10 protein-coding genes are annotated in these 22,265 nt (G+C 46.0%); all 10 read right to left on the reverse strand.

The annotated features are described in order from the left end of the window. Window positions 1-33 precede the first annotated feature (33 nt). The gene (locus GKS34_RS15870) at window positions 34-13,182 is read right to left on the reverse strand and encodes an MBG domain-containing protein (RefSeq protein WP_163385964.1); all 13,149 of its coding nucleotides are present in this window, start codon (window positions 13,180-13,182) and stop codon (window positions 34-36) included. Window positions 13,183-13,686: 504 nt separating this feature from the next. Beyond that, window positions 13,687-14,847: a helix-turn-helix domain-containing protein gene (locus tag GKS34_RS15875; RefSeq protein ID WP_163385965.1), complete on the reverse strand. Its 1,161-nt coding sequence runs from the start codon at window positions 14,845-14,847 to the stop codon at window positions 13,687-13,689. 46 nt (window positions 14,848-14,893) lie between these two features. Then, window positions 14,894-15,118, reverse strand: a complete 225-nt coding sequence (locus GKS34_RS15880) for a hypothetical protein (protein WP_163385966.1) — start codon at window positions 15,116-15,118, stop codon at window positions 14,894-14,896. Between the two features lie 177 nt (window positions 15,119-15,295). After that, window positions 15,296-16,339 carry an App1 family protein phosphatidate phosphatase gene (locus GKS34_RS15885; RefSeq protein WP_163385967.1) on the reverse strand — a complete coding sequence of 348 codons (1,044 nt, stop codon included), beginning with the start codon at window positions 16,337-16,339 and terminating at the stop codon, window positions 15,296-15,298. A 2-nt stretch (window positions 16,340-16,341) separates the two neighbouring features. Continuing rightward, the gene (locus GKS34_RS15890; RefSeq protein WP_163385968.1) at window positions 16,342-17,736 is read right to left on the reverse strand and encodes a TolC family protein; all 1,395 of its coding nucleotides are present in this window, start codon (window positions 17,734-17,736) and stop codon (window positions 16,342-16,344) included. Next, window positions 17,733-19,088, reverse strand: a complete 1,356-nt coding sequence (locus tag GKS34_RS15895) for an HlyD family secretion protein (RefSeq protein ID WP_163385969.1) — start codon at window positions 19,086-19,088, stop codon at window positions 17,733-17,735. The genes GKS34_RS15890 and GKS34_RS15895 overlap by 4 nt, the downstream gene beginning before the upstream one ends. Before the next feature lie 5 nt (window positions 19,089-19,093). Next, entirely contained in the window at window positions 19,094-20,806 is a 1,713-nt protein-coding gene (locus tag GKS34_RS15900; RefSeq protein WP_163385970.1) for a peptidase domain-containing ABC transporter, read from the reverse strand. Next, on the reverse strand, window positions 20,799-21,476 hold the full coding sequence (locus GKS34_RS15905) for a TetR/AcrR family transcriptional regulator (protein WP_163385971.1): 678 nt from the start codon (window positions 21,474-21,476) through the stop codon (window positions 20,799-20,801). The genes GKS34_RS15900 and GKS34_RS15905 overlap by 8 nt, the downstream gene beginning before the upstream one ends. Before the next feature lie 143 nt (window positions 21,477-21,619). After that, window positions 21,620-22,000, reverse strand: a complete 381-nt coding sequence (locus GKS34_RS15910) for a DUF983 domain-containing protein (RefSeq protein WP_163385972.1) — start codon at window positions 21,998-22,000, stop codon at window positions 21,620-21,622. A 12-nt stretch (window positions 22,001-22,012) separates the two neighbouring features. Then, entirely contained in the window at window positions 22,013-22,216 is a 204-nt protein-coding gene (locus GKS34_RS15915; RefSeq protein WP_162343948.1) for a hypothetical protein, read from the reverse strand. Window positions 22,217-22,265: the final 49 nt, after the last annotated feature.

A 22,265-nucleotide genomic window follows, 5' to 3' on the forward strand; every position in this document is an offset into this window, starting at 1 on the left:
TATTAATGGGGTAAAGAATAATATTACGGTTCATCACTTTCGAAGTAGGTTTAAGATTCCCATTCTCTTCGCTCCTGTTTCAGTTACCTCCAGTATCCAGGTATAGGCTCCGGCTGGCAATGCTTTACCCCGGTAGGTTCCATCCCAGCGGATATCCGGATTTTCGGTGTAGAAAACGCGCTCTCCACTGCGATCAAAAACCTGAAGACGAACACCACTAAAGTGTCGAAGGTCTGGAACGCCCCAGGTATCGTTGGTACCGTCATCTTCCGGTGAAAACGTATTGTACACGGTCAGGGAGTTTAGATCGATTCTGTTGCGGGTCAGATCCAGTTGCTTTTCCAATACATTTCCATCTCTGTCTGTTACCCGAACCAAAATGGAGAAGGTGGTTTGTCCTGGTACACGCTCTGCGCTGCTCCAGTAAAGGATGCGGTCATGAATTTCAAAATACTTGTTATCCAACGCGCCCGCTACCAGCTCCAATTGATGGATGGCATCTACCGGATCGGTTATGATCAGATTTCCGATCTCAAAGAAATGCTCCGTGGTTCCCGGATCAAATTCCTGATGGCTCAAGGTAAGGTCCTCTGGGGCTGGCTTTTTCAACACCTGAATATCCAGGTACGCTTTTTCGTATTCCTCATACTGGATTCCATCCGCCAGTTGTAATTCCCCGGTGATCGTATACAAGCCACTGTTATAGACATCCAGCCCACTGGCATTCCAATCCACAGCCACTTCCAGAATCTGTCCGTCCTCCGTTAGGACGGTAAGTGTTTTGGGCAACTGCGGATCCACGGACCAGGGGGTTTCCATCTCGGGCAGGTTATTGATCACTGCGAGTCTGGAGGAAACAATGGTGAAGACGGCTCCCTGGAATTCGAGTTGGTAATTGGCTTCAACAGCCAGGTTCCCCAATCCGATCGGGTAATCTCCAACCTGTTCCCCAGGTACTCTTTCCAGTGTACCTGAAAGAACCGATTCGTCATCACCTGCCTGAAATCCTTCGGCACTGTATTCCAGTTGAGGATCCCCGGTTCCAAAGACTTTTGTCTGATCCAAGGCCTGTATCGACAAGGTAGCCTGAGAAATGGTAAGGGTTCCTCCTTCCAGGCTTATTGTATAGTTCACATCCGAACCGCCGGTAAGGGAAATTGGATAGGTACCTACATTTGATACTACTGTGGCAGTCGTGCTGATACCCGGTTCCTCGCTGACTTCGGTATCCCCGTTGACCAAACCGGTATAGGTAAACGTCAGGGATGGATTTACTTCACCATACACCTTAGACTTATCATCCGCGGTAATGGTCAATGAAGCTTGGGTTACTTCCAGTTCACCCGCTACCAGGCTGATGTCATAGTTCGCATCCGATCCCCCGGTCAGGGCAATGGGATAAGTACCTACATTGGATCCTGCTGTGCCCGTGGTATTGATACCCGGCTCATCGCTGACTTCCGTATCCCCATTGACCAGACCGGTATAGGTAAAGGTCAAGGATGGATTCGCTTCACCGTACACTTTAGACTTGTCATCTGCCGTGATCGCCAGGGCGGCTGGTGTTATTTCCAATTCCCCGGCTACCAGGCTGATGTCATAGTTCGCATCTGAACCGCCGGTTAAAATCACCGGATACGTTCCCACGTTAGAGCTGGAGGTGGCCGTAGTGCTGATACCAGGCTTATCGCTGACTTCGGTATCCCCATTGACCAGACCTATATAGGTAAACGTCAGGGATGGATTTACTTCACCATACACCTTAGACTTATCATCTGCGGTGATGGTCAAGGCTGCCTGGGTCACTTCCAGTTCCCCGGCTACCAGGCTGATATTGTAGTTCACATCCGAACCACCGGCCAGGGTAATGGGGTAAGTACCTACATTAGAGCTTTCGCTCGCCGTGGTATTGATACCCGGCTCATCGCTGACTTCCGTGTCTCCATTGACCAGACCGGTATAGGTAAAGGTCAATGCTGGGTTTTCGTCGCCATACACCTTGGACTTATCGTCTGCGGTGATGGTCAGGGCGGCTTGCGTTACTTCCAGCTCACCGGCTACCAGCGTGATCGCATAGTTCGCATCCGAGCCGCCGGTTAAAGTGACCGGATAGGTTCCTACGTTTGATCCTGCCGTGGCAGTGGTGCTGATCGCAGGTTCTGTGCTCACTTCCGTGTCCCCATTAACCAGACCGGTATAGGTAAACGTCAGGGAGGGATTGGCTTCGCCGTATACTTTCGACTTATCATCTGCCGTGATGGTCAAAGCGGCTTGGGTGATTTCCAGTTCGCCCGCTACCAGACTGATGGCATAATTGGCATCGGAACCACCGGTCAGGGCAATGGAATAACTACCTACATTGGAGCTTTCAGTTGCCGTGGTGCTGATACCCGGTTCCTCGCTGACTTCCGTATCCCCATTCACCAAACCGCTATAGCTAAAGGTCAGGGTTGGGTTCGCTTCGCCATATACTTTAGACTTGTCGTTGGCCGTAATGGTCAGCGCAGCCTGAGTAATTTCCAATTCGCCCGCTACCAGTGTAATGGCATAGTTCACATCTGAACCACCGGTTAAAGTGACCGGATACGTTCCTACATTGGAACTTTCAGTCGCCGTGGTGCTGATGACAGGCTTATCGCTGACTTCCGTATCTCCATTGACCAGACCGGTATAGGTAAAGGTCAGGGATGGATTGGCTTCGCCGTACACTTTAGAATTGTTGTCTGCGGTGATGGTCAGGGAGGCCTGGGTAACTTCCAGTTCGCCCGCTACCAGGTTGATAGCGTAGTTCGCATCCGAGCCGCTGGTTAAGGTAACCGGATAGGTGCCTACACTGGAGCTTGCTGTGGCAATCGTGCTGATGGCAGGTTCCTCGCTTACTTCGGTGTCGCCGTTGACCAAACCGGTATAGGTAAAGGTCAGGGCCGGATTGGCTTCGCCATACACTTTCGATTGATCATCCGCCGTAATGGTCAAAGCGGCCTGGGTGATTTCCAGTTCCCCGGTTACCAGGCTGATGTCGTAGTTCGCATCTGAACCACCGGTTAAGGTGACCGGATAGGTGCCTACGTTGGAACTTTCCGTTGCTGTGGTGCTAATGCCTGGTTCTGTGCTCACTTCCGTATCTCCATTGACCAGGCCGGTATAGCTAAAGGTCAGGGCTGGATTTACCTCCCCATACACTTTCAATTTATCATCTGCCGTGATGGTCAATGCAGCTTGTGTTACTTCCAGTTCCCCCGCTACCAGGCTGATCGCATAGTTCGCATCCGATCCCCCGGTCAGGGCAATGGGATAGGTACCCACATTGGATCCTGCTGTAGCAGTGGTGCTGATACCCGGTTCGGTGCTCACCTCGATATCCCCATTGACCAGACCGGTATAGGTAAAGGTCAGGGAGGGATTTTCCTCCCCGTACACTTTAGACTTATCGTCTGCCGTGATGGTCAAGGCGGCTTGTGTTACTTCCAGTTCGCCAGCTACCAGGGTAATGGCATAGTTCGCATCCGAACCACCGGTTAAAGTGACCGGATACGTTCCTACGTTTGAGCTCGCGGTAGCGGTTGTACTGATTGATGGCTCATCGCTGACTTCCGTATCTCCATTGACCAGACCGGTATAGGTAAAGGTCAGGGTTGGGTTCGCTTCCCCATACACTTTTGACTTATCATCAGCGGTGATCGTCAGGGCGGCCTGGGTCACTTCCAGTTCGCCCGCTACCAGCGTGATCGCATAGTTCGCATCCGAACCACCGGTAAGGGCAATGGGGTAAGTACCTACATTGGATCCTGCGATAGCAGACGTACTGATGCCTGGTTCGGTTCTGACTTCGGTATCTCCATTGACCAGACCGCTATAGGTAAAGGTCAAGGATGGATTCGCTTCGCCATATACTTTAAACTTGTCGTCGGCCGTAATGGTCAGGGCAGCTTGCGTTATTTCCAGTTCGCCGGCTACAAGTGTGATCGCGTAATTGGCATCAGATCCACCGGTTAAAGTGACCGGATAGGTGCCTACGTTGGAGCTGGCTGTTGCTGTCGTGGATATACCAGGTTCATCGCTAACTTCCGTGTCGCCATTGACCAAACCGGTATAGGTAAAGGTCAATGTTGGATTTACTTCACCATACACCTTAGACTTATCATCTGCGGTGATGGTCAAATTGGCCTGCGTTACTTCCAGTTCGCCGGCTACAAGTGTGATCGCGTAATTAGCATCCGATCCACCGGTTAAAGTGACCGGATAGGTGCCTACGTTGGAGCTGGCTGTTGCTGTCGTGGATATACCTGGCTCATCGCTAACTTCCGTGTCGCCATTGACCAGACCGGTATAGGTAAAGGTCAGGGATGGATTCGCTTCACCGTACACTTTAGACTTATCATCGGCGGTGATGGTTAATGCTGCTTGCGTTACTTCCAGTTCACCCGCTACCAGGCTGATGTCATAGTTCGCATCTGAACCGCCGGTTAAAATCACCGGATACGTTCCCACGTTAGAGCTGGAGGTGGCCGTAGTGCTGATACCAGGCTTATCGCTGACTTCGGTATCCCCATTGACCAAACCGGTATAGGTAAAGGTCAATGTTGGATTTACTTCACCATACACTTTAGACTTGTCGTCTGCTGTGATGGTCAAATTGGCCTGCGTTACTTCCAGTTCGCCTGCTACAAGTGTGATCGCGTAATTAGCATCCGATCCACCGGTTAAAGTGACCGGATAGGTGCCTACGTTGGAGCTGGCTGTTGCTGTCGTGGATATACCTGGCTCATCGCTAACTTCCGTGTCGCCATTGACCAGACCAGTGTAGATAAAGGTCAATGTTGGATTTACTTCACCGTACACTTTGGACTTGTCATCCGCCGTGACGGTCAGGGCCGCCTGGGTGATTTCCAGTTCACCGGCTACCAGGCTGATATTGTAGTTGGCATCCGAACCACCGCTTAAGTTAACTGGATAGTTTCCTACAATGGAGCTTGCTGTGGCCGTGGTGTTAATGGCCGGTTCGGTACTGACTTTGGTATCCCCATTGACCAGACCGGTATAGGTGAAAGTCAAGGATGGATTCGCTTCGCCGTACACTTTCGACTTGTCGTCGGCCGTAATGGTCAAAGCCGCTTGCGTTATTTCCAGTTCGCCGGCTACAAGTGTGATCGCGTAATTGGCATCAGATCCACCGGTTAAAGTGACCGGATAGGTGCCTACGTTGGAGCTGGCTGTTGCTGTCGTGGATATACCAGGTTCATCGCTAACTTCCGTGTCGCCATTGACCAGACCGGTATAGGTGAAGGTCAGGGCCGGATTGGCCTCGCCGTACAATTTAGCCTTGTCATCCGCCGTGATGGTCAATGCTGCATGGGTTACTTGCAGTTCGCCGGCTACCAGGGAAATGTCATAGTTCGCATCTGAACCGCCGGTCAGGGCAATTGGGTAAAGACCAACATTTGATCCTGCTGTGGCAGATGTACCGATTGATGGCTCCTCGCTGACTTCCGTATCCCCATTGACCAGACCGGTATAGGTGAAGGTCAGGGCCGGATTCGCTTCACCGTACACTTTCGACTTATCATCGGCGGTGATGGTTAATGCTGCTTGCGTTACTTCCAGTTCACCCGCTACCAGGCTGATAGCGTAGTTCGCATCCGACCCGCCGGTTAAAGTCACCGGGTAAGTGCCTACGCTGGAACTTTCAGTGGCAGTCGTACTAATACCTGGTTTATCGCTGACTTCCGTATCTCCATTGACCAAACCGGTATAGGTGAAGGTCAGGGCCGGATTGGCTTCACCGTACACTTTGGACTTGTCATCCGCCGTGATGGTCAGGCCGGCTTGCGTCACTTCCAGTTCGCCTGCTACAAGTGTGATCGCGTAATTAGCATCCGATCCACCGGTTAAAGTGACCGGATAGGTGCCTACGTTGGAGCTGGCTGTTGCTGTCGTTGATATTACTGGCTCATCGCTAACTTCCGTGTCGCCATTGACCAGACCAGTGTAGATAAAGGTCAATGTTGGATTTACTTCACCGTACACTTTGGACTTGTCATCCGCCGTGATGGTCAGGGCCGCCTGGGTGATTTCCAGTTCACCGGCTACCAGGCTGATATTGTAGTTAGCATCCGAACCACCGCTTAAGTTAACTGGATAGTTTCCTACAATGGAGCTTGCTGTGGCCGTGGTGTTAATGGCCGGTTCGGTACTGACTTTGGTATCCCCATTGACCAGACCGGTATAGGTGAAAGTCAAGGATGGATTCGCTTCGCCGTACACTTTCGACTTGTCGTCGGCCGTAATGGTCAAAGCCGCTTGCGTTATTTCCAGTTCGCCGGCTACCAGCGTGATGTCATAGTTCGCATCCGAACCGCCAGTTAAGGTGACTGGATATGCTCCCACATTCGACCCTGCTGTGGCAGTCGTGCTGATGCCTGGCTCATCGCTGACTTCCGTATCCCCATTGACCAGACCGATATAGGTGAAAGTCAGGGCCGGATTGACTTCGCCATACACCTTGGACTTATCATCCGCCGTGATGGTCAGGGCGGCCTTGGTTACTTCCAGTTCACCCGCTACCAGGCTGATGTCGTAGTTGGCATCCGATCCACCGGTCAGGGCAATTGGGTAAACTCCCACATTAGATCCTGCTGCTGCCGTGGTGCTGATTGCTGGTTCACCGCTCACTTCCGTGTCCCCATTGACCAAACCGGTATAGGTAAAGGTCAATGTTGGATTTACTTCACCATACACTTTAGACTTGTCGTCTGCTGTGATGGTCAAAGCGGCCTGCGTTACTTCCAGTTCGCCGGCTACCAGGCTGATAGCGTAGTTCGCATCCGACCCGCCGGTTAAAGTCACCGGGTAAGTGCCTACGCTGGAACTTTCAGTGGCAGTCGTACTAATACCTGGTTTATCGCTGACTTCCGTATCCCCATTGACCAGACCGGTATAGGTAAAGGTCAGGGATGGATTCGCTTCGCCGTACACTTTCGACTTGTCGTCTGCGGTGATGGTTAATGCTGCTTGTGTTACTTCCAGTTCACCCGCTACCAGGCTGATAGCGTAGTTCGCATCCGACCCGCCGGTTAAAGTCACCGGGTAAGTGCCTACGCTGGAACTTTCAGTGGCAGTCGTACTAATACCTGGTTTATCGCTGACTTCCGTATCCCCATTGACCAGACCGGTATAGGTAAAGGTCAGGGATGGATTCGCTTCACCGTACACTTTCGACTTGTCGTCTGCGGTGATGGTTAATGCTGCTTGTGTTACTTCCAGTTCACCCGCTACCAGGCTGATAGCGTAGTTCGCATCCGACCCGCCGGTTAAAGTCACCGGGTAAGTGCCTACATTTGATCCTGCTGTAGCAATGGTGCTGATAGCAGGTTCGGTGCTTACTTCGGTGTCTCCATTGACCAGACCGGTATAGGTAAAAGTCAATGTTGGATTTATTTCACCGTACACTTTAGACTTGTTGTCTGCTGTGATGGTCAGGGCGGCCTGGGTTACTTCCAGTGTCCCGTTAAGATAGGAAATGTTGTAGTTAGCTGTAACATCAGTGCTTGAAGCATCCTGGATCACAACGACACTTGGTACATTAGTACCGGAGCCAGCATTTACTTGTGAGCCCGTCACCGTAACCGCATCCAATACTTCATTATCAGCCAAAGCACCTGATGTGATAGCATAGCCATTGTTTGTCAAGGCGGTACCGTCATATACCTTGGAATCACTATTTGCTGTAAGGGTGATTTCTCTGGCTGTAATGTCCGCACTTAGTCCTGTTGGCTGGGCCAGGCTATAATTACCGGCATCAGCACCACTGATTGTATAACCTGATGCGGTAATCGAAATAGCGGTACTGACATTTTGATCTGCAAAGTTGAAAACTGTTGTACCCTCCAGGGTCACGTCATCCTCTGTTTCAAGTCCATTCAATTCAGCCGTACCACTTACAGTGGCCGTGGTGGTACCGTCATAAACTTTGTCATTTCCGGTAAGGCCCGTAATGGTCAATTCTTTCGGCGCGATTTCACCAGTAGTCACTACCGTATTTTCAGGAGCGATATACCTGGCTGCATCAGCGCCTCCAAGCGTATACACCACCGTAATGGTTTTACCCGTACCTACCGAATTGTTATCATAAGTAGCTTCCCCGGTCACGGTAACTTCTTCTCCAGTTCGAACTCCCGACAGCACGATATCCGAAACAGCTGCACTGTTGGTGCCATCATAGGTTTTTGAGGTAGCCAAATTCTGATCATCCAGGGTCAATTGGATAATATCCTGATAACGGTACAACGCATAGGTATTTCCAACTGCCAAAACAGGATCAAAGGTCGTTGTCGTTTCGTCCACTTCCCTGCGGACATTGGTCGAACCTCCCACCAAAGCTGTAAGCCCTGTACTTGTAGGTTCAGAACCACTGAACAGCTTGACAATGCCGTTAGCCCCCGTCGAAATGATCGGAGAAACGGACACGATAATATCTCCGCCAGTCTCTGCACCGATGGATTCATTTTTACCAGCATTAAGTACAATAGCATCGGTTGACGTTGAGCTCGTGGTCAGATTTCCAGAAAGTGTCAGGTTTCCACTAAGCGTGGCAATATCAATCAATCCGTTTGCGTTAATGGCTCCCAGTGCCATTTCATTTTGATCTATAATCTGGATATCAGCCGCATTGTTCACGGATAAACTGCCTCCAAAATCATTGCTTTCATGTGTCAGGAGGATATTGTCAGCAGCTTCCAGGCTGGTATTTCCGCCAATATCCAACGCACCTGCAGTAGCTGATATTCTTCCGTTACTGACGGCTGACAAATTCCCATTCGTTTTAATTAAAGATCCCGAAGTTGAGATATTAATCCCATTCTTGTCGGAGGCAGTTGCCTTACCATCCAAGAAGATATTTCCGGTCTCTGTTTCCAATATACCGATAGCATCAGGCGTAAAATAACTATCTCCCAATGCAATGCCATCCGAGGAACCTTTTGCTATTCCATCGATTGTGATACTTCCACTACCTATTGTTTTCACAGGTCCTGCGATATTTACTCCTCTGGCATGTGTTACAATACTTGATGCTTTACCATTTATAATAATATTACCACCATCTGCATTAACAGCTCCATTCATGACCACCCCCCGAGTGCGGGCATAATTTTCAGCACTTGATGGCACACTAGTATCACCTAATGCATATCCTACTGCGGGATCCGAACCACCGCCCATGGTCAAATTTCCACCTCCGGTATGGATGGAAGCTCCTTGTGGCAACCATATCATACCATAATTGGCATCAGTGGCATCGTTATTTCCATATGCACGAGTCCAAAGTGTCAACGCATTGGCAGTAGCACTGCTTACATTTGCATCTGAAGCAAAGACAATACTTGCATCCGTTTTAATGGTAAGTGGGTCTTGGTAAACAAAGGTGCCTCCTACTGAAACCAGGCCAGCCCTTTCGTCTCCTACTGTTATTTCCGAAAAGCCATCAGCAAAATGGGTGGAGAAGTAGGAAGATGCCAATTGAAGGGTACCAGAAGCACCACCGATACCAATGGTGGTTCCCGCAGTTAAAGGGTTAATCGTTAGACTACCTGAAGAAGCTATGCTGCCATTTGGATCTGTTCCGGAAATACTGAAAGTGTTGCCAATGATTTCAATAGCCGCACTGGACGCGGTAACATCCGAACCAACTTTCTGGCCAACTGCTCCCTGAATCAAAACCGGGTATGGACTTCCTGTACCGGCTGCCGTACCTTCAAGAATTATCTTGCCTGCTTGAGATAAAACGGCCCCTCCGGCTGCAATGGTGACACCGGATTGTTTGGCTCCTCCACCTTTGATATGTATGGTGCCATTTGCTGTGTTTTGTACCGTAGAATAATGGGTATATACACCCCAGGAATTAGAGGCCAAGGGATTGTTTTCTGCGTAACCTTCCAAAATTATGGCTTCTTGGGTGGTATTCGCGTTGGTTATCAGGCCAGGTCCGCCAGGTACCTGACTCATCTCTATTCCATTGGCATTTCCGGAAGTGGCATCGGCGTAGCCGTACAGGTACACTGTTCCTGTTCCTGCGTTGATTTGCGTACCTCCCAGTATTCTGATTCCGTTAATATTGTTACCTGTTCCCGCGCTTGAACCTGCTTCGTTGGCAGGTACCGGGATGCCTACCGCAGCACCAGTCCTTCCTCTACCATAGAATGCCAGATTACCACCCCCTGTCTGAATATTACTTTTTGTTAAAGTAATTCCGTTAGAATTGATGGAATTTCCTCTCGCTACACCATCTCCTACAGTCAGGCCGTTCCAGGTTGTCGATCCGGATCCACCTCCCATCCAGAGATGTCCTCCGTTGGTATGGATAGATGCACCCTGGGATGCGGTGTTCCAGTTGAGCCAGGCCACTCCGTCATCATTGCCATCGGCATCTGACCAAAGGATCAGATCAAGCTTATCACCGGTTGCGGTGATTTCACTTCCAGGGCTAAGAATAACATTTCCACCTGCCTTTAAGGTAAGAATTTTTGCCGCTGCCAAAGTGGGTACAAGAGCCGCGTCAATGAATACATCTGTCTCTGCTTCAATAGTGAGATTTCCTGAAGCCAGGGAATTGGTAACTTCACTAACATTTACTTTTGCCCCATCTACCAAAGGAATTAATTTCCCGCCGCTTAATAACCAATCAGAAGTCGGATCGCTTGGATCACCAGTAATGGTTATCGCTCCTGTAGCAGTTGGAGGGCTTAAAACAATAGGGTCTGGGTTTGCGGCTCCATCCAATTCATGTCCTCCACTTGTTGACGTCCTAATCCAAGTCCATGCCGAGGATCCGGTATTTTTATTGGTTACGTTTTTGATTATTATTTCTACCTGAGACCCGGAAGGCAAGGTTGGGTCTACTAATCTTATATCTATCAGTGATCTACTCCAATTTCGAACACCAAAATCCGCCCTGTTAACCTCTACATTATTGATTTTAACGGTAACATCTTCCTTCTCAAGATCTGTAATATAATAGCCATTTTCACTTAAGCCCAAAAATGGCAGTTCCCACCCACCATAATTTATCGCATATAGCAATGTGGGAGGGTTTGCTGTTACAATCTCATAATTGAAGGTATACGTAACCCCTGTAGCACTTGCAGAAAGTTTATCAGCCGACCATGAGAAGTTTTCTAAATAGGAGGCCAAGGTACTAAAGCTCTGAACCCCGCCGAAAGTGGTGCCTTCACTATTAGTGGCATAGGCCTGATAGTAGTAGGTGCTGGAAGGATACAGCCCCGAAATGACATTACTAAATGTCCCTGTCCCGCTACCAACTGCCGTTTTTATTACGCCAGATTCTCCTATGGTTGGGGTATTATCCGTAAGGGAATACACAAAGCCTCGCTCGCTAACGGCGGCTCCTCCGTCCGAGGTTACCTCTCCATTTAATGTCGTTTCGGAGGCAGTGATGGAGGATGCGGCTGAGGTGGTTATGCTTGGGACACTGTAAGAGGCTGCCGTTGGTGAATACGTTACATCACTTAATACAGTGGTAGCATTATTGTCAGGACTTCCGGAAAATGTGATCCTAAACTCATCTATAGCATCAAAATTCGTGTTTTCCGAAACGTCTATATTTTGAATAATATTTTGAGCAAACGTAATCGATTTAGTCGCCCCGCTTACTGCTGACCCGTTATCATATCCTGTCAACGTGGCACTTGTAGTATTGCTAATGTTAAACTCTATGGAAATATTGTCAAGCTGGAAGTTAGCCCCATCGGTTCTTTTAAAACTGTGGTATGAATGTGATGAATTCATTGTGAATACGATCGCATCACCATCACCTGATGTGTTTCGGGAAATGACACCACTCCCTCCTCCTACTGATTCAAAAGTGTAATTTATTCCATCTTCGGACATGGTTAGGTCACCTGAACGTGGCGATGCGCCGTAGGAAGCAATTGCCGTATAGCCCCCTGTAAATTCCAGGGTTGTTTGGCTACCAGACACGGCACTCGTTGTAAAACTCTCCTCAGTCCCATAACTAGTGCCTTCTCCATTAATCGCATAGGCCCGCACATAGTAAGTGGTTTCTGCGGTAAGGCCGGTAATAGCTTCCTCAAATGCGCCCGTTCCGGTTCCGTCTTGTATTTTGGTATCTGAAGTGGTTGGATTAGAGCTGGTAGCATGCACAAAACCGCGTTCGATTACATTGGCACCTCCATCATCGGTTACGTTGCCACTTAGGGTGGCTCCGGTAGCGGTGATGGATGATGCGGCTGATGTGGATACGGTTGGTGCACTATTGCTGGCCGTAGGATCGGAAACCGTAATGTCGACTACGGCAATTTCTTGATAAGCGCTTTGGTTGGTCATCGGATCAGGCCAACTGATCACTAATTTATCAATATTTTCCCAGGCGGGGTTATTGTTCCAGGAGCCTGCTCCGCGAGTAAATACCTCCGTTCCATTCGTGGTGGTCACAGTCCAGGTCAGAATGTCCGTCACCGTTTGATTGTTGTTTTTATAACCTGTAATGGTAAAATCTTCGGTTCCACTTAAATCACCTCTACGATACAAATTTAATGCATCAATTGAGAAACTATTGTTGGCGGTTAGCTGTAGGCCGTGACTAGTGAGATTAAAAATAGTGCCATCTGTAGCCCCAGGTGTGCCACCATCTACCGGCGCAATTGCTGCTCCACCTACTACTCGTATAAGACTACTCGTATAAGTATCAGGGCCTTCATCTCCATTCCCCCAGTCAATGGTGAAATTGGTACTGGTGGAAAGAGGTGCAGTGATTGTATGGTTGTTAATATTATTTGTACCGGGTACTGCAGCATAGTCCAGAACGGTAGAAGCCAATATTCCGCTACTGCTGACAACCCCATAGGTATGGCTTACTGGCACAACATTTTCATTAGTGGCAGGACTCAGGTAAGCACTGTAAGTCCTCTCAGTGCTTGCAGGATCTAAGGCAACATTCCCAGCTGGAAAATAAGTGTAGTCAGAAGCAGTATTGTCATCTAAAATTGCCAGGAACTTATTTTGCTCCGCAAATTCCTGGCTGGAATTGCCCTGGCCAAAACCATCCGAAATTCCCCCGGAAAGGATGAAACTGAACAATAGCATAGCTGCCACGCTCCCTGTCCTTAACTTTTTTTGAAGGTTTAAAAAGGGTATTGATTTTCTCATTGCTGTATTGATTTTTAAAAAGGTCCAAAATCATGAGTTCCCGATCTGGCTAAAAAGGGAAACCAAAAAGGAATTGGAAATATATTTCTAAATTAAAATCCAGGTATTTGCCAGGCTTAAAAAAAGCTGTTTGGTAAAATTTCTATTCATTGCTTTATCCTAAAAATTTTTAAAATAACTGTGATTCATGTGGGAAAGGTAGGTGGTTTTTGAGAAAAACATTTCGGAAAAGTACTCCAAAAGCAGTTTTCTTAACACCTAGTCAGAAAAGTCCATTTTACAGAACAGGAAATACAAATAGCACTTCAGGAAAGTGGTGTGTTAATTTTTTGGAAAAGACATAATTTTGTAAACTTTTCCGAATTGGCTAATATCTGTATCAAAAATACGAGAAATCTCTCCTTGGGTTCGTGTTTATGAATTGGGATGTCGGGCGTAAATTTTTCTGTATATCCATCCTCCCAAAGCGAATCATCTAAATTTAAAAACCGATAGAACAGGCTTTCAGGAAAAATCTTCCCCGGACTGAAAATGGGACCAATATTCACTGGGACTTACGCCCATCTCCTTTTTAAAAGCATTAAAAAAAGTCACCCTGCTGTTGAAGCCGCAATCCCTGCTTAAAGCATCAAGGGTACGGTCGTCCAGGTAGCCCTCGTTCAATTTGTCAATGGCATAGTCAATTCTATAATGATTGATCAGTTCCCTGAAGCCTTTCTGATATACCTTCTGAAGCAAAATACTCAGGTCTCTGCTATTCACACCCGCCATGTCCGCAAATTCCCCCACTTTCAAATCTTGCCGGAGAAATACTTGTCTTTGGGTCAATAAATCGGCTATCCGCTTAATCGTTCCGAGCTGTTCATCTTTAAATTGCTCTTTATTTTCTATTTCGGGACCTGAGTGGATTTCCGGGTTTACATCATATTCCGAAATCTTTTCGTGCCGCAAATCATACAACTTTTCCGGATTCAAATGAAGGTAAATGCTCAGGACGGCTATGGCAGCCAGGGTTACCCAGGTAAAAAATGATAACAAACCGGGCAATTGAAATCCTGCCAAGGTCTCAATCATCCAAAAGGTATGGTATGAAAAGTACCCAAATGTGATCATGACAAACAAAAAGGCAACAACCGAAAGGGGATTTTTGACTGTCTCTTTCCGGAATGGATTTATCCAATTTGGATTATACCGATACAGCAGCCAAATAGAGTATCCCAAATAAGCTGACATCAAAACAATCCTGAAACTATCCACTACATAGGTGGGAATAATACCATTGGCATATAGATTGAGCGTTTTGGGATCGTCCACAAACATTTTTGCCAGTTCGAGTTTGCGCTCATAACTCAGTAAATAAAAGGGCAAAAGATCCAGCACATGAAGGAGTGCAGGAAGAAAGTGAAGCGTGTCTTTAAGGTCCAAACCCTCTCTGTTTAAAAGGGAATTTCGGATATAAAAATAAAAAAATGGAGCGGTCAAAAACATCAGTGGGTTTACGGTCCGAATAAAATGGGGAAACCGTAAAATCCAACCCGCATGAAACCACAAAAAATAAACCAGAAAGAACAAGCTGTAGCAAAGCAAAGACCAACCTAAAAGATAGGTCTTGGTACCCATCCTGTAGCTTATGGCTATCAAAACGATAGCATTAACTGTTGCCAAAAACAAAATATTGATAAATAAAAGTAAGCTTGCCTCCATTCTAATCTTACCTGAAATCTTCCTGAACCAAATTTAACGAATGATCAATAACCCACAAGTGTAGTTTTTTAGCCATATCCCTCAGTGGGAGCCACTTTTTCCGGAAAATTTTTTCTTTAATTGAAAACTCATGAAAGTCTGGTTTCAGGCTATTCCCTTTTGCGATTAACTCCAAAGCCGCCATTACAGCAATGGGAAAAATAAACAACATAATGATCAATGTTCCGGACATGGGTTATTATTCTAAAAAAAAGCGGACACACTGAATCAGGTATCGGAAGGTTTATTCAATTCATTGGATTCGAAAATTAATTTTTTTTTAGGAGAAACACAATTTGTTTTAATTACACAACGAATTTAATACCTTTTATATACGATAAAGGTGATTTGAAACTCAAAAATATAAAAATCAGGAAAGATACAAATATTCCTTCGCATGAATCAAGGCTTCCTGAGTCGTTTTTACCCAGGCCACTTTGTTTGGAGGAAGCAGCTGATTTAGTTCTCGCTCCCTGTCCAGATCTTGTTTTCCAACTCTACGTATATATACGGCTTCCACCCTGCCGGGAAAATCGCGAATTACCTCTGCGTAGAGCTCCGGGTCATGCTGTCCACTGTCTCCTATCAGCAGGAATTGCTGCTCCGGAAAAAATTCCATAAGAAAACGAATCTTTTCCAATTTATGGTCGTGGTTTCCTCCTCCGGATTTCCAGATATTTCTTAGGTTCACATGACTATCTTTAAGAAGAATGGGCCCAAGGGGAATGTTTCGGTATTTTAAAAAGTCCCTAATAAGATCGAAAAGGTTCCAATCGCTGCTGGAAACATAAAAAACCGGATACTCCCCATCGACAGTAAGTAGCCGGTAAAATTCGCTTACACCTGGAAAAGGTCTTCGGGTATACGCATTTTTGGAAACTGAAAGCCATAACTTCTCTCCCAGATTCGTAGCCTTAGAAATGATCACTGTGTCATCAATATCTGATATTATTGCCCTTGGCGAAGGCTCTATCACCTGCTGGATTTCCTTTTTCACCCAGGCTTTTTCAGGAACGAGGCCTTCTTCCGGAATCAATGACAGGCGAATGGTTTTTGGATGGGGTTCTTCCGAATCAGACAGATACAATAAAGACTCGAAAATCCCCTCTGAATCCGCCGTCAACTCCGCTCCAAAACTACCGTATTGTACTTGTACTTTCGCATCCGGCACACTGCTACCAGCATACCTGCGTATGGTAGCTAAAATATTTTGCAGGGCACTCTTCTTTTCCGAAGGACGACTTTGGCGGTAAGCTTCCACCACCCTGCCCTTTAGAAACACCTGGGATCCATTTCCAATAACGAGAAAAACCTCAAGTCGTAACCGGTCCAGTTTTCCAATCTTTTTTTTGATTTTGGAAAAAGCATACCGGAAAGGAAACGTTAACCACCTGAAAAAAAAGAAATGCTTCATGGTTATAAGCCTTCAAAACCCAGGCCAGCTGCCGTCCGGACTTTGGAAAAGGCAATGTTTTTATCCACAAAAAGGGAATTATTGACCAAAATAGCATCAAATAGACTTGTTTCCCTGGCATTGATCAAAAACAAGGAGCTTTCACCCAATTCAAATTTGACTCTCTCCCCCTCTACCAAGCGCTCCAGTCCACTGATATTGTTTCTGAAGGTGGAAATTTGCTGATTTAACACCTGGTAATCGTTGAAACCCTGCTCCAGTTTTGCACGAAGTTGCTGTGATTTTAGGTCTCGCTTGTTTCCTACCATAGAAATTTTGGTTTTGGTAAGACCAAGGCCTCCTCTCGCCTTTCTCAAAAACAAGGGGCTCGCAATTTCCACCCCGAATTTATAGTCGTTTTTCATGAACCCGATTCCTTCCCTCCCACCTAAATTTTCTGTCAGGAAATTGTACTTTAACTTAACCGTCGGTTTCAACTGCTCTGCCTTATAGCGTCGTTCTATTTCAAGATGGTCCAGGTCGTAATCCAATAGCCGCAATTCGGGGTGTCTGGCAACCAGCTCCCGGTACGCTTCTTTTTCTATGCCTACTGGAAAATATTCCTCCAGTTTCTGGGGAACGACATCCGGGTCCAGGTAGATTGGGTTTTGTTCCATGTCCCACAAGAACACATTTAAATCTTGTGTGCTGGCAAAAAAGCTGTTTTCAGCTTTTTGGAGTTGTATGGTTCGACTCAATACCTGTGTGTAGGCTTCTACAGTGTCGATCGCTGGAAGATCACCCTGCTCAAAGCTGGATTTAATCCCTTCAAAGCGAATAGAGGCCAGCTTCAGCCCTTCTATCCGAACTTCAAGGTTGGCATGGCTGCCCGCCCATTTCCAATAGGCTTTGACCGCTTCCAGGTATAAGTCATTAAGTACCTGAATTCGCTCTATCTCCGTCGCCATGGCATAGATTTTTGCTTGCTGAAGGCTTGCTCTTCTCTGGTCAATGAAAAGGCCTTTACCCAGATTGACTGCCGCACCTATGGCAAAGAGCCCATTCTCGGGAACGACATTTTCTGAGTTTAGAAAAGTTCCAGTGTTTCGTTCAACAGTACCTTGCAGTTCTACCCCGGCAAGGGTGGGCAGAAAAAGACCCGCTTCCTGAGTATTATAGTACTCGGTACCTTTAAAGTGTTTTTGATCCATGTTACCAAAAACCATCGGATCAAAGCCGCCTCTGGCCGCTCTCAGTTCCTGCTTTCCCAAATCCAACGTCAGTTCCGCTTGTCTTGCGACAGGGTGGAAATCCCGAACCCATACCATAAAATCACTATATGTCAAGATCTCCTGAGCCCTTCCAGAACTACAACCGGCCACAAAGACGCAACTGAAAAATAGCAATAGAAATCTCATTTCGCCTGACTTTTCATTTCTCTAACTTCTTTAAGGGTATAATAATCTGGTGGGAACCCATTCATCTGACGCCAGATTTCATACCATATCGGTACGTCATTCAGCAGGGCAATGCCGTCAGCACCCGAACCGATTCGTAAGGCCTCAGGCCAGGGTTCTTCATCCGGGTCGGGCACGATAAGCAGCCGGTATTGGTTGTTGGCACTGGTAAAATTATCGATGGCATACACTCTTCCCCCAAAGGTTCCATTGGATAATTGCGGCCAACCGGAGAAAACGATGGCCGGCCAACCATCAAAAATAAACCGAATCTTATCGCCTACATCTACCAGCGGTAAGTCGATCGGATCAATGTACATTTCTACTGCCAGGGAATAATTCTGAGGCATTATGCTGACGATTTCAGACCCTTCCTTGATCGTTTCACCCAAGCCGACCTGAATCGCCTTCGTTACATAACCGGATTGCGGAGCCAACACATAATACATACCCGATCGTACCGTATAATTGGATAGTTCGTTTTGCAATTTGGTGACGGTGGCCTCCGCATCAAACTGACTGGACATAGCGGTGAACTTTTCTGAATTCACTTTGGCCAGTTTGTCTCTAAAATCATTATCAATGGCATTGAGCTCCAAGGTGGCCGAAATCACTTCATTCCTACTGCTCAGCAGTTTATTCTCCGCACTGATCTTTTTAGCCTGCGATTCCTGCAACTTTATCCTACGGGTCTCCAGATCAGTCAGGGATTTCAGCCCTTCCTCGTAAAGTTTTTCCATTCGCAAATATTGCCGCTCAGCAACTGTCAGGTTTACCTTTTCAGCCTCCAGCATGATGCTATCGGATTGCACACTTAACCGTGCCTGTTGGAGTTTATTTTGCGCCTGCTCTTTTCTCAAAACGTTATTTTTTTCTAAAGCCCGCAGCTGCTGCTCCTGTGCTTTGATCTTTTCTTCATAAGACCTTACCGAAAGCTCTTTGGCATCCACCTGCATCTGGGTTCTTTCCAGTAGAGCGGGATCCATGTACTGATCCTTTACTTCTGATAAAAACATGATCGTATCTCCTTTTTTTACAAAATCCCCTTCCTGTACATACCATTGTTCAATCCGTCCCGGAATGACCGAATGCACCGTCTGTGGCCGATGCTCGGGTTTTAACGCTGTTACCATTCCCTGAGATCGGAAATTCTGAGTCCAGGGCAAGAATAAAAACACGAATACCGCTAACAAAATGTACAAGAGAATTCTAACCCGCTTTCTGCTTTGATCACTAGGTATAGTCATGCGATAACTATCAAACAGAAAGGGATTAATGTATCCTTTTACCGAGTTTTTTGAAATATTAAGCATGGCTGTTAGTTTTTATTATTCTTTTTATATTGCTGAAAGGCTTCAAAGCTTCCATCAAAGGCTACTTTTCCGGCATCCAAAATTAAAATTCTGTCAGCTCTTCGGAGCATTCTATCATCCGCAGAAACCGCCACCAGGGTCCAGGGCCCTGAAAAGATGTAATTCAAAAGCGTATCGGACTCCATCCCATTGAGATAGTTAAGTTCTTCCTCCAACAACAGTAGTTTAGGTTCGAAACACAAACTTCGGGCGAGTATGATTTTGCTGATATTGGCATTGCTCAGATGCTTCCCTTCCGGTAATAATTGGGTTTCCAAATCATCTTTAAGTCCGTAAATGTAATCACTCAAGCCTACCAGCTGAAGTACTTCTCGAAGTTTGGTTTCAGAGATGGTTTCATTTCCCACCGTAATATTTTCCCGGATCGTTCCATGGAAAATGGATTGTCTGGAAAGGCTATCACCTATCATCGACCGGAGCTTTTCCAAAGCTAAAGTTTCCATCGGTAACTTATTGACTATAATATTGCCTTGGTAATCTTCAATTAAACCAGCCATCAGTTGAAGGAAGGTACTTTTGCCCGCTCCACTTTCACCGGTAATCACGATTTTCTCTCCGGAATCAATTTTTAAATTAATATCCTGAATATTAGGGAATTTTTTATCCCCCGGATGATAGGTCAATTCTCTGAATTCATAAGCCAAACCCGATTGTGACAGGTCTAATCCCTTATCAATACCTTCCGACCGCTCCAGGTCCATATCCATTATCAATCCTAACTTTTCGGTAGCGGTAAGGGTATCGTAGACTGTTTCCAGACTTAAAATCAGTTTTTCAACGGAATTGATTATTAAAACAATGATAATCTCGGCTGCTACAAACTGGCCAATACTGATTTCGTTGTTCATCAGCAATAAACTTCCCGCTACAAGCAAGGTAACCACAATCAAGGTCTTGAAAGCGATCATGATTTTATATTGAAAAATCAAGACAGCGAAATGAGAATTTCTAAATTCCAGATACTTGCCTACCAATTTATCCACCCTTTTGAAGGGCAAGGGTGAAAAACCGGAAAGTTTAAATGTTCCCAAGGTTCGAGCTATCTCTTCCAGCCAAAATGCTACTTCATATTTAGCGGAAGATTCTTTAAGACTGGTAGCCATACCTGTTGGGCTGGTGTACTTAAAAATCAAATACAATATCAATACCAACATCACGGAAAACAAAATGAAAAAAGGATGGTAGATGGCTAATAAAATCAAACCAAAAAACACCTGGAGCGACGCCGTACTGAAATCTATCAGTATTTTGGAGAGTCCCTTTTGCAAATTAATCGTATCAAAAAAACGGTTTACTAGTTCCGGAGCGTATTTTCCCCTAAAAGCTTCCGTTTTTATCCTGGGCAGCCGATAGGAAAATTCCATCGCTGACTTACCAAAGACCCGTTGCTGAAGTTTTTCTGTCAAATACAGCTGACTGATCTGCAGATACCCTCCAAAAATTACCCCGAGAGCTACAATAATGACCAGCAACACCCATGAGGTAGTAAGCCTCCCTCCCAAAATGAAATTTAAAATTGCCTGAATCCCCAGGGGAAGGGAGAGGGAGACCAAACCATTCAATACCGCATAAAAATAAATGGCGTAAATTTCCTTTTTCTCATCTCTAAGAAGGCTAATAAACCTCCTTAAAGGAGTATTAATCAGATTTTCATTCATCTTTTAACGTTTTAAATACCATGTCAACATAAAACCCCATTTTCTGATCTCCTTCAAGCCCTGATTCTGTCATTTTAGGCATGTGCCGCAGAAAAAAAGCGTGTAGTAAGGTTGATTCCACCAGGGTGCTAACCAATGTTTTGGGATAGGCATAATTTGGGTTGATCTCACTAATAATAGTGGCTATTCGCTCCGTAAACCGATAAAATTGAGTAAATAATCCATTGCTGTTTTCCGTATCAATTTCCTTGGTTAAAAAAGCTTTGTAAGACTCTTCCGTAACCAGGACCCGTAACTTTTGGATATCAAGGTACAGGTTATTCTGGTATACCGGGCCTTCCACCAACAAACGTATCGCCATTTTCATCTTAGCCATCGGGTCATGCAAATTGGCGGTGGCAAAAACAAGGTAATGCTCCAACCAACCCCAATACCAACTGGTAAGGTAAAGTAAGAGTTTGTGTTTATTCTCAAAATACCGGTAGATAGCTGCTTCCGTACTTCCCACCTTTTCAGACAGTCTCTTGAAATTAAAGCCCTCCATACCCAATGATTCTATTAGTTCAGGACTTTCCCGAAGGATCCTCTTCCCCAAATCCGAACTTAAAGGGTCTTTCAGGTAGATTTCCTGGTTGATAGGAACAACCATGCGCGCTAAAATCTGCTCCATATATTATCGCAAAGTAAAACTATACGTATCCTTATACGAACCAACAAAAAGTAAGTTTTACTTACTAGATAAAAAACCAAAAAATCTTTTTGTGGAAAAAAGGAAAAGTAGGATGCTGATTTTAGAATCTAATTCCCGGTATTTTATACCTCTGGTTCATAGCTGATCTTACCCAGGCCATAGAGATATAGCACTTTAGAAAACCGAAGCATCAACGGTAAGAGTAGGATATTAAAAAAAACAACCGACACGATATACACCGTCAATGCAGGATCATCAAAGAAGATATTGAGCACGATCATGATGGTAACAAACAGCGCAACTGATAATGCGTAACTGATATACATAGCTCCATAAAAAAAATCAGGTTCAGGTACCAGGTCTACCCCACAATGGGGGCAGGTTTGATGTACTTCAGTCAGCTTATTGAAACTGAAAAGAGATACAGGAAAAATGCCTCCCTTTCGGCATTTAGGACATCTGGCTGTTAAAATCGCCTCCGTAAGGCTTGTTTGCTTTTTCATCGGTCTATTAAATTATCGGATTTCATCCAAATCGTAATCCTTACCCTTTCCCCACCGTAATAGTTCCTCCAGTTCGTAATACTCAAGCGTATCCAGATCTTTTACTCTAAAATTTTCTCTGCCTGTTCGTTCCATAATCTCCAAAAAACGAATTTCCCCGTAATTTACAAGCCGGTAGACCCGACCCACTCTGATATTATCAATCGCTAGCGGCATCTTTACTGCATTAAGTCAAATTATTGCTGGTCATTTCATCAGTCAATTG

Origin of the sequence: Cyclobacterium jeungdonense (genome assembly GCF_010994275.1) — a bacterium.
Taxonomy (GTDB): Bacteria; Bacteroidota; Bacteroidia; order Cytophagales; family Cyclobacteriaceae; genus Cyclobacterium; species Cyclobacterium jeungdonense.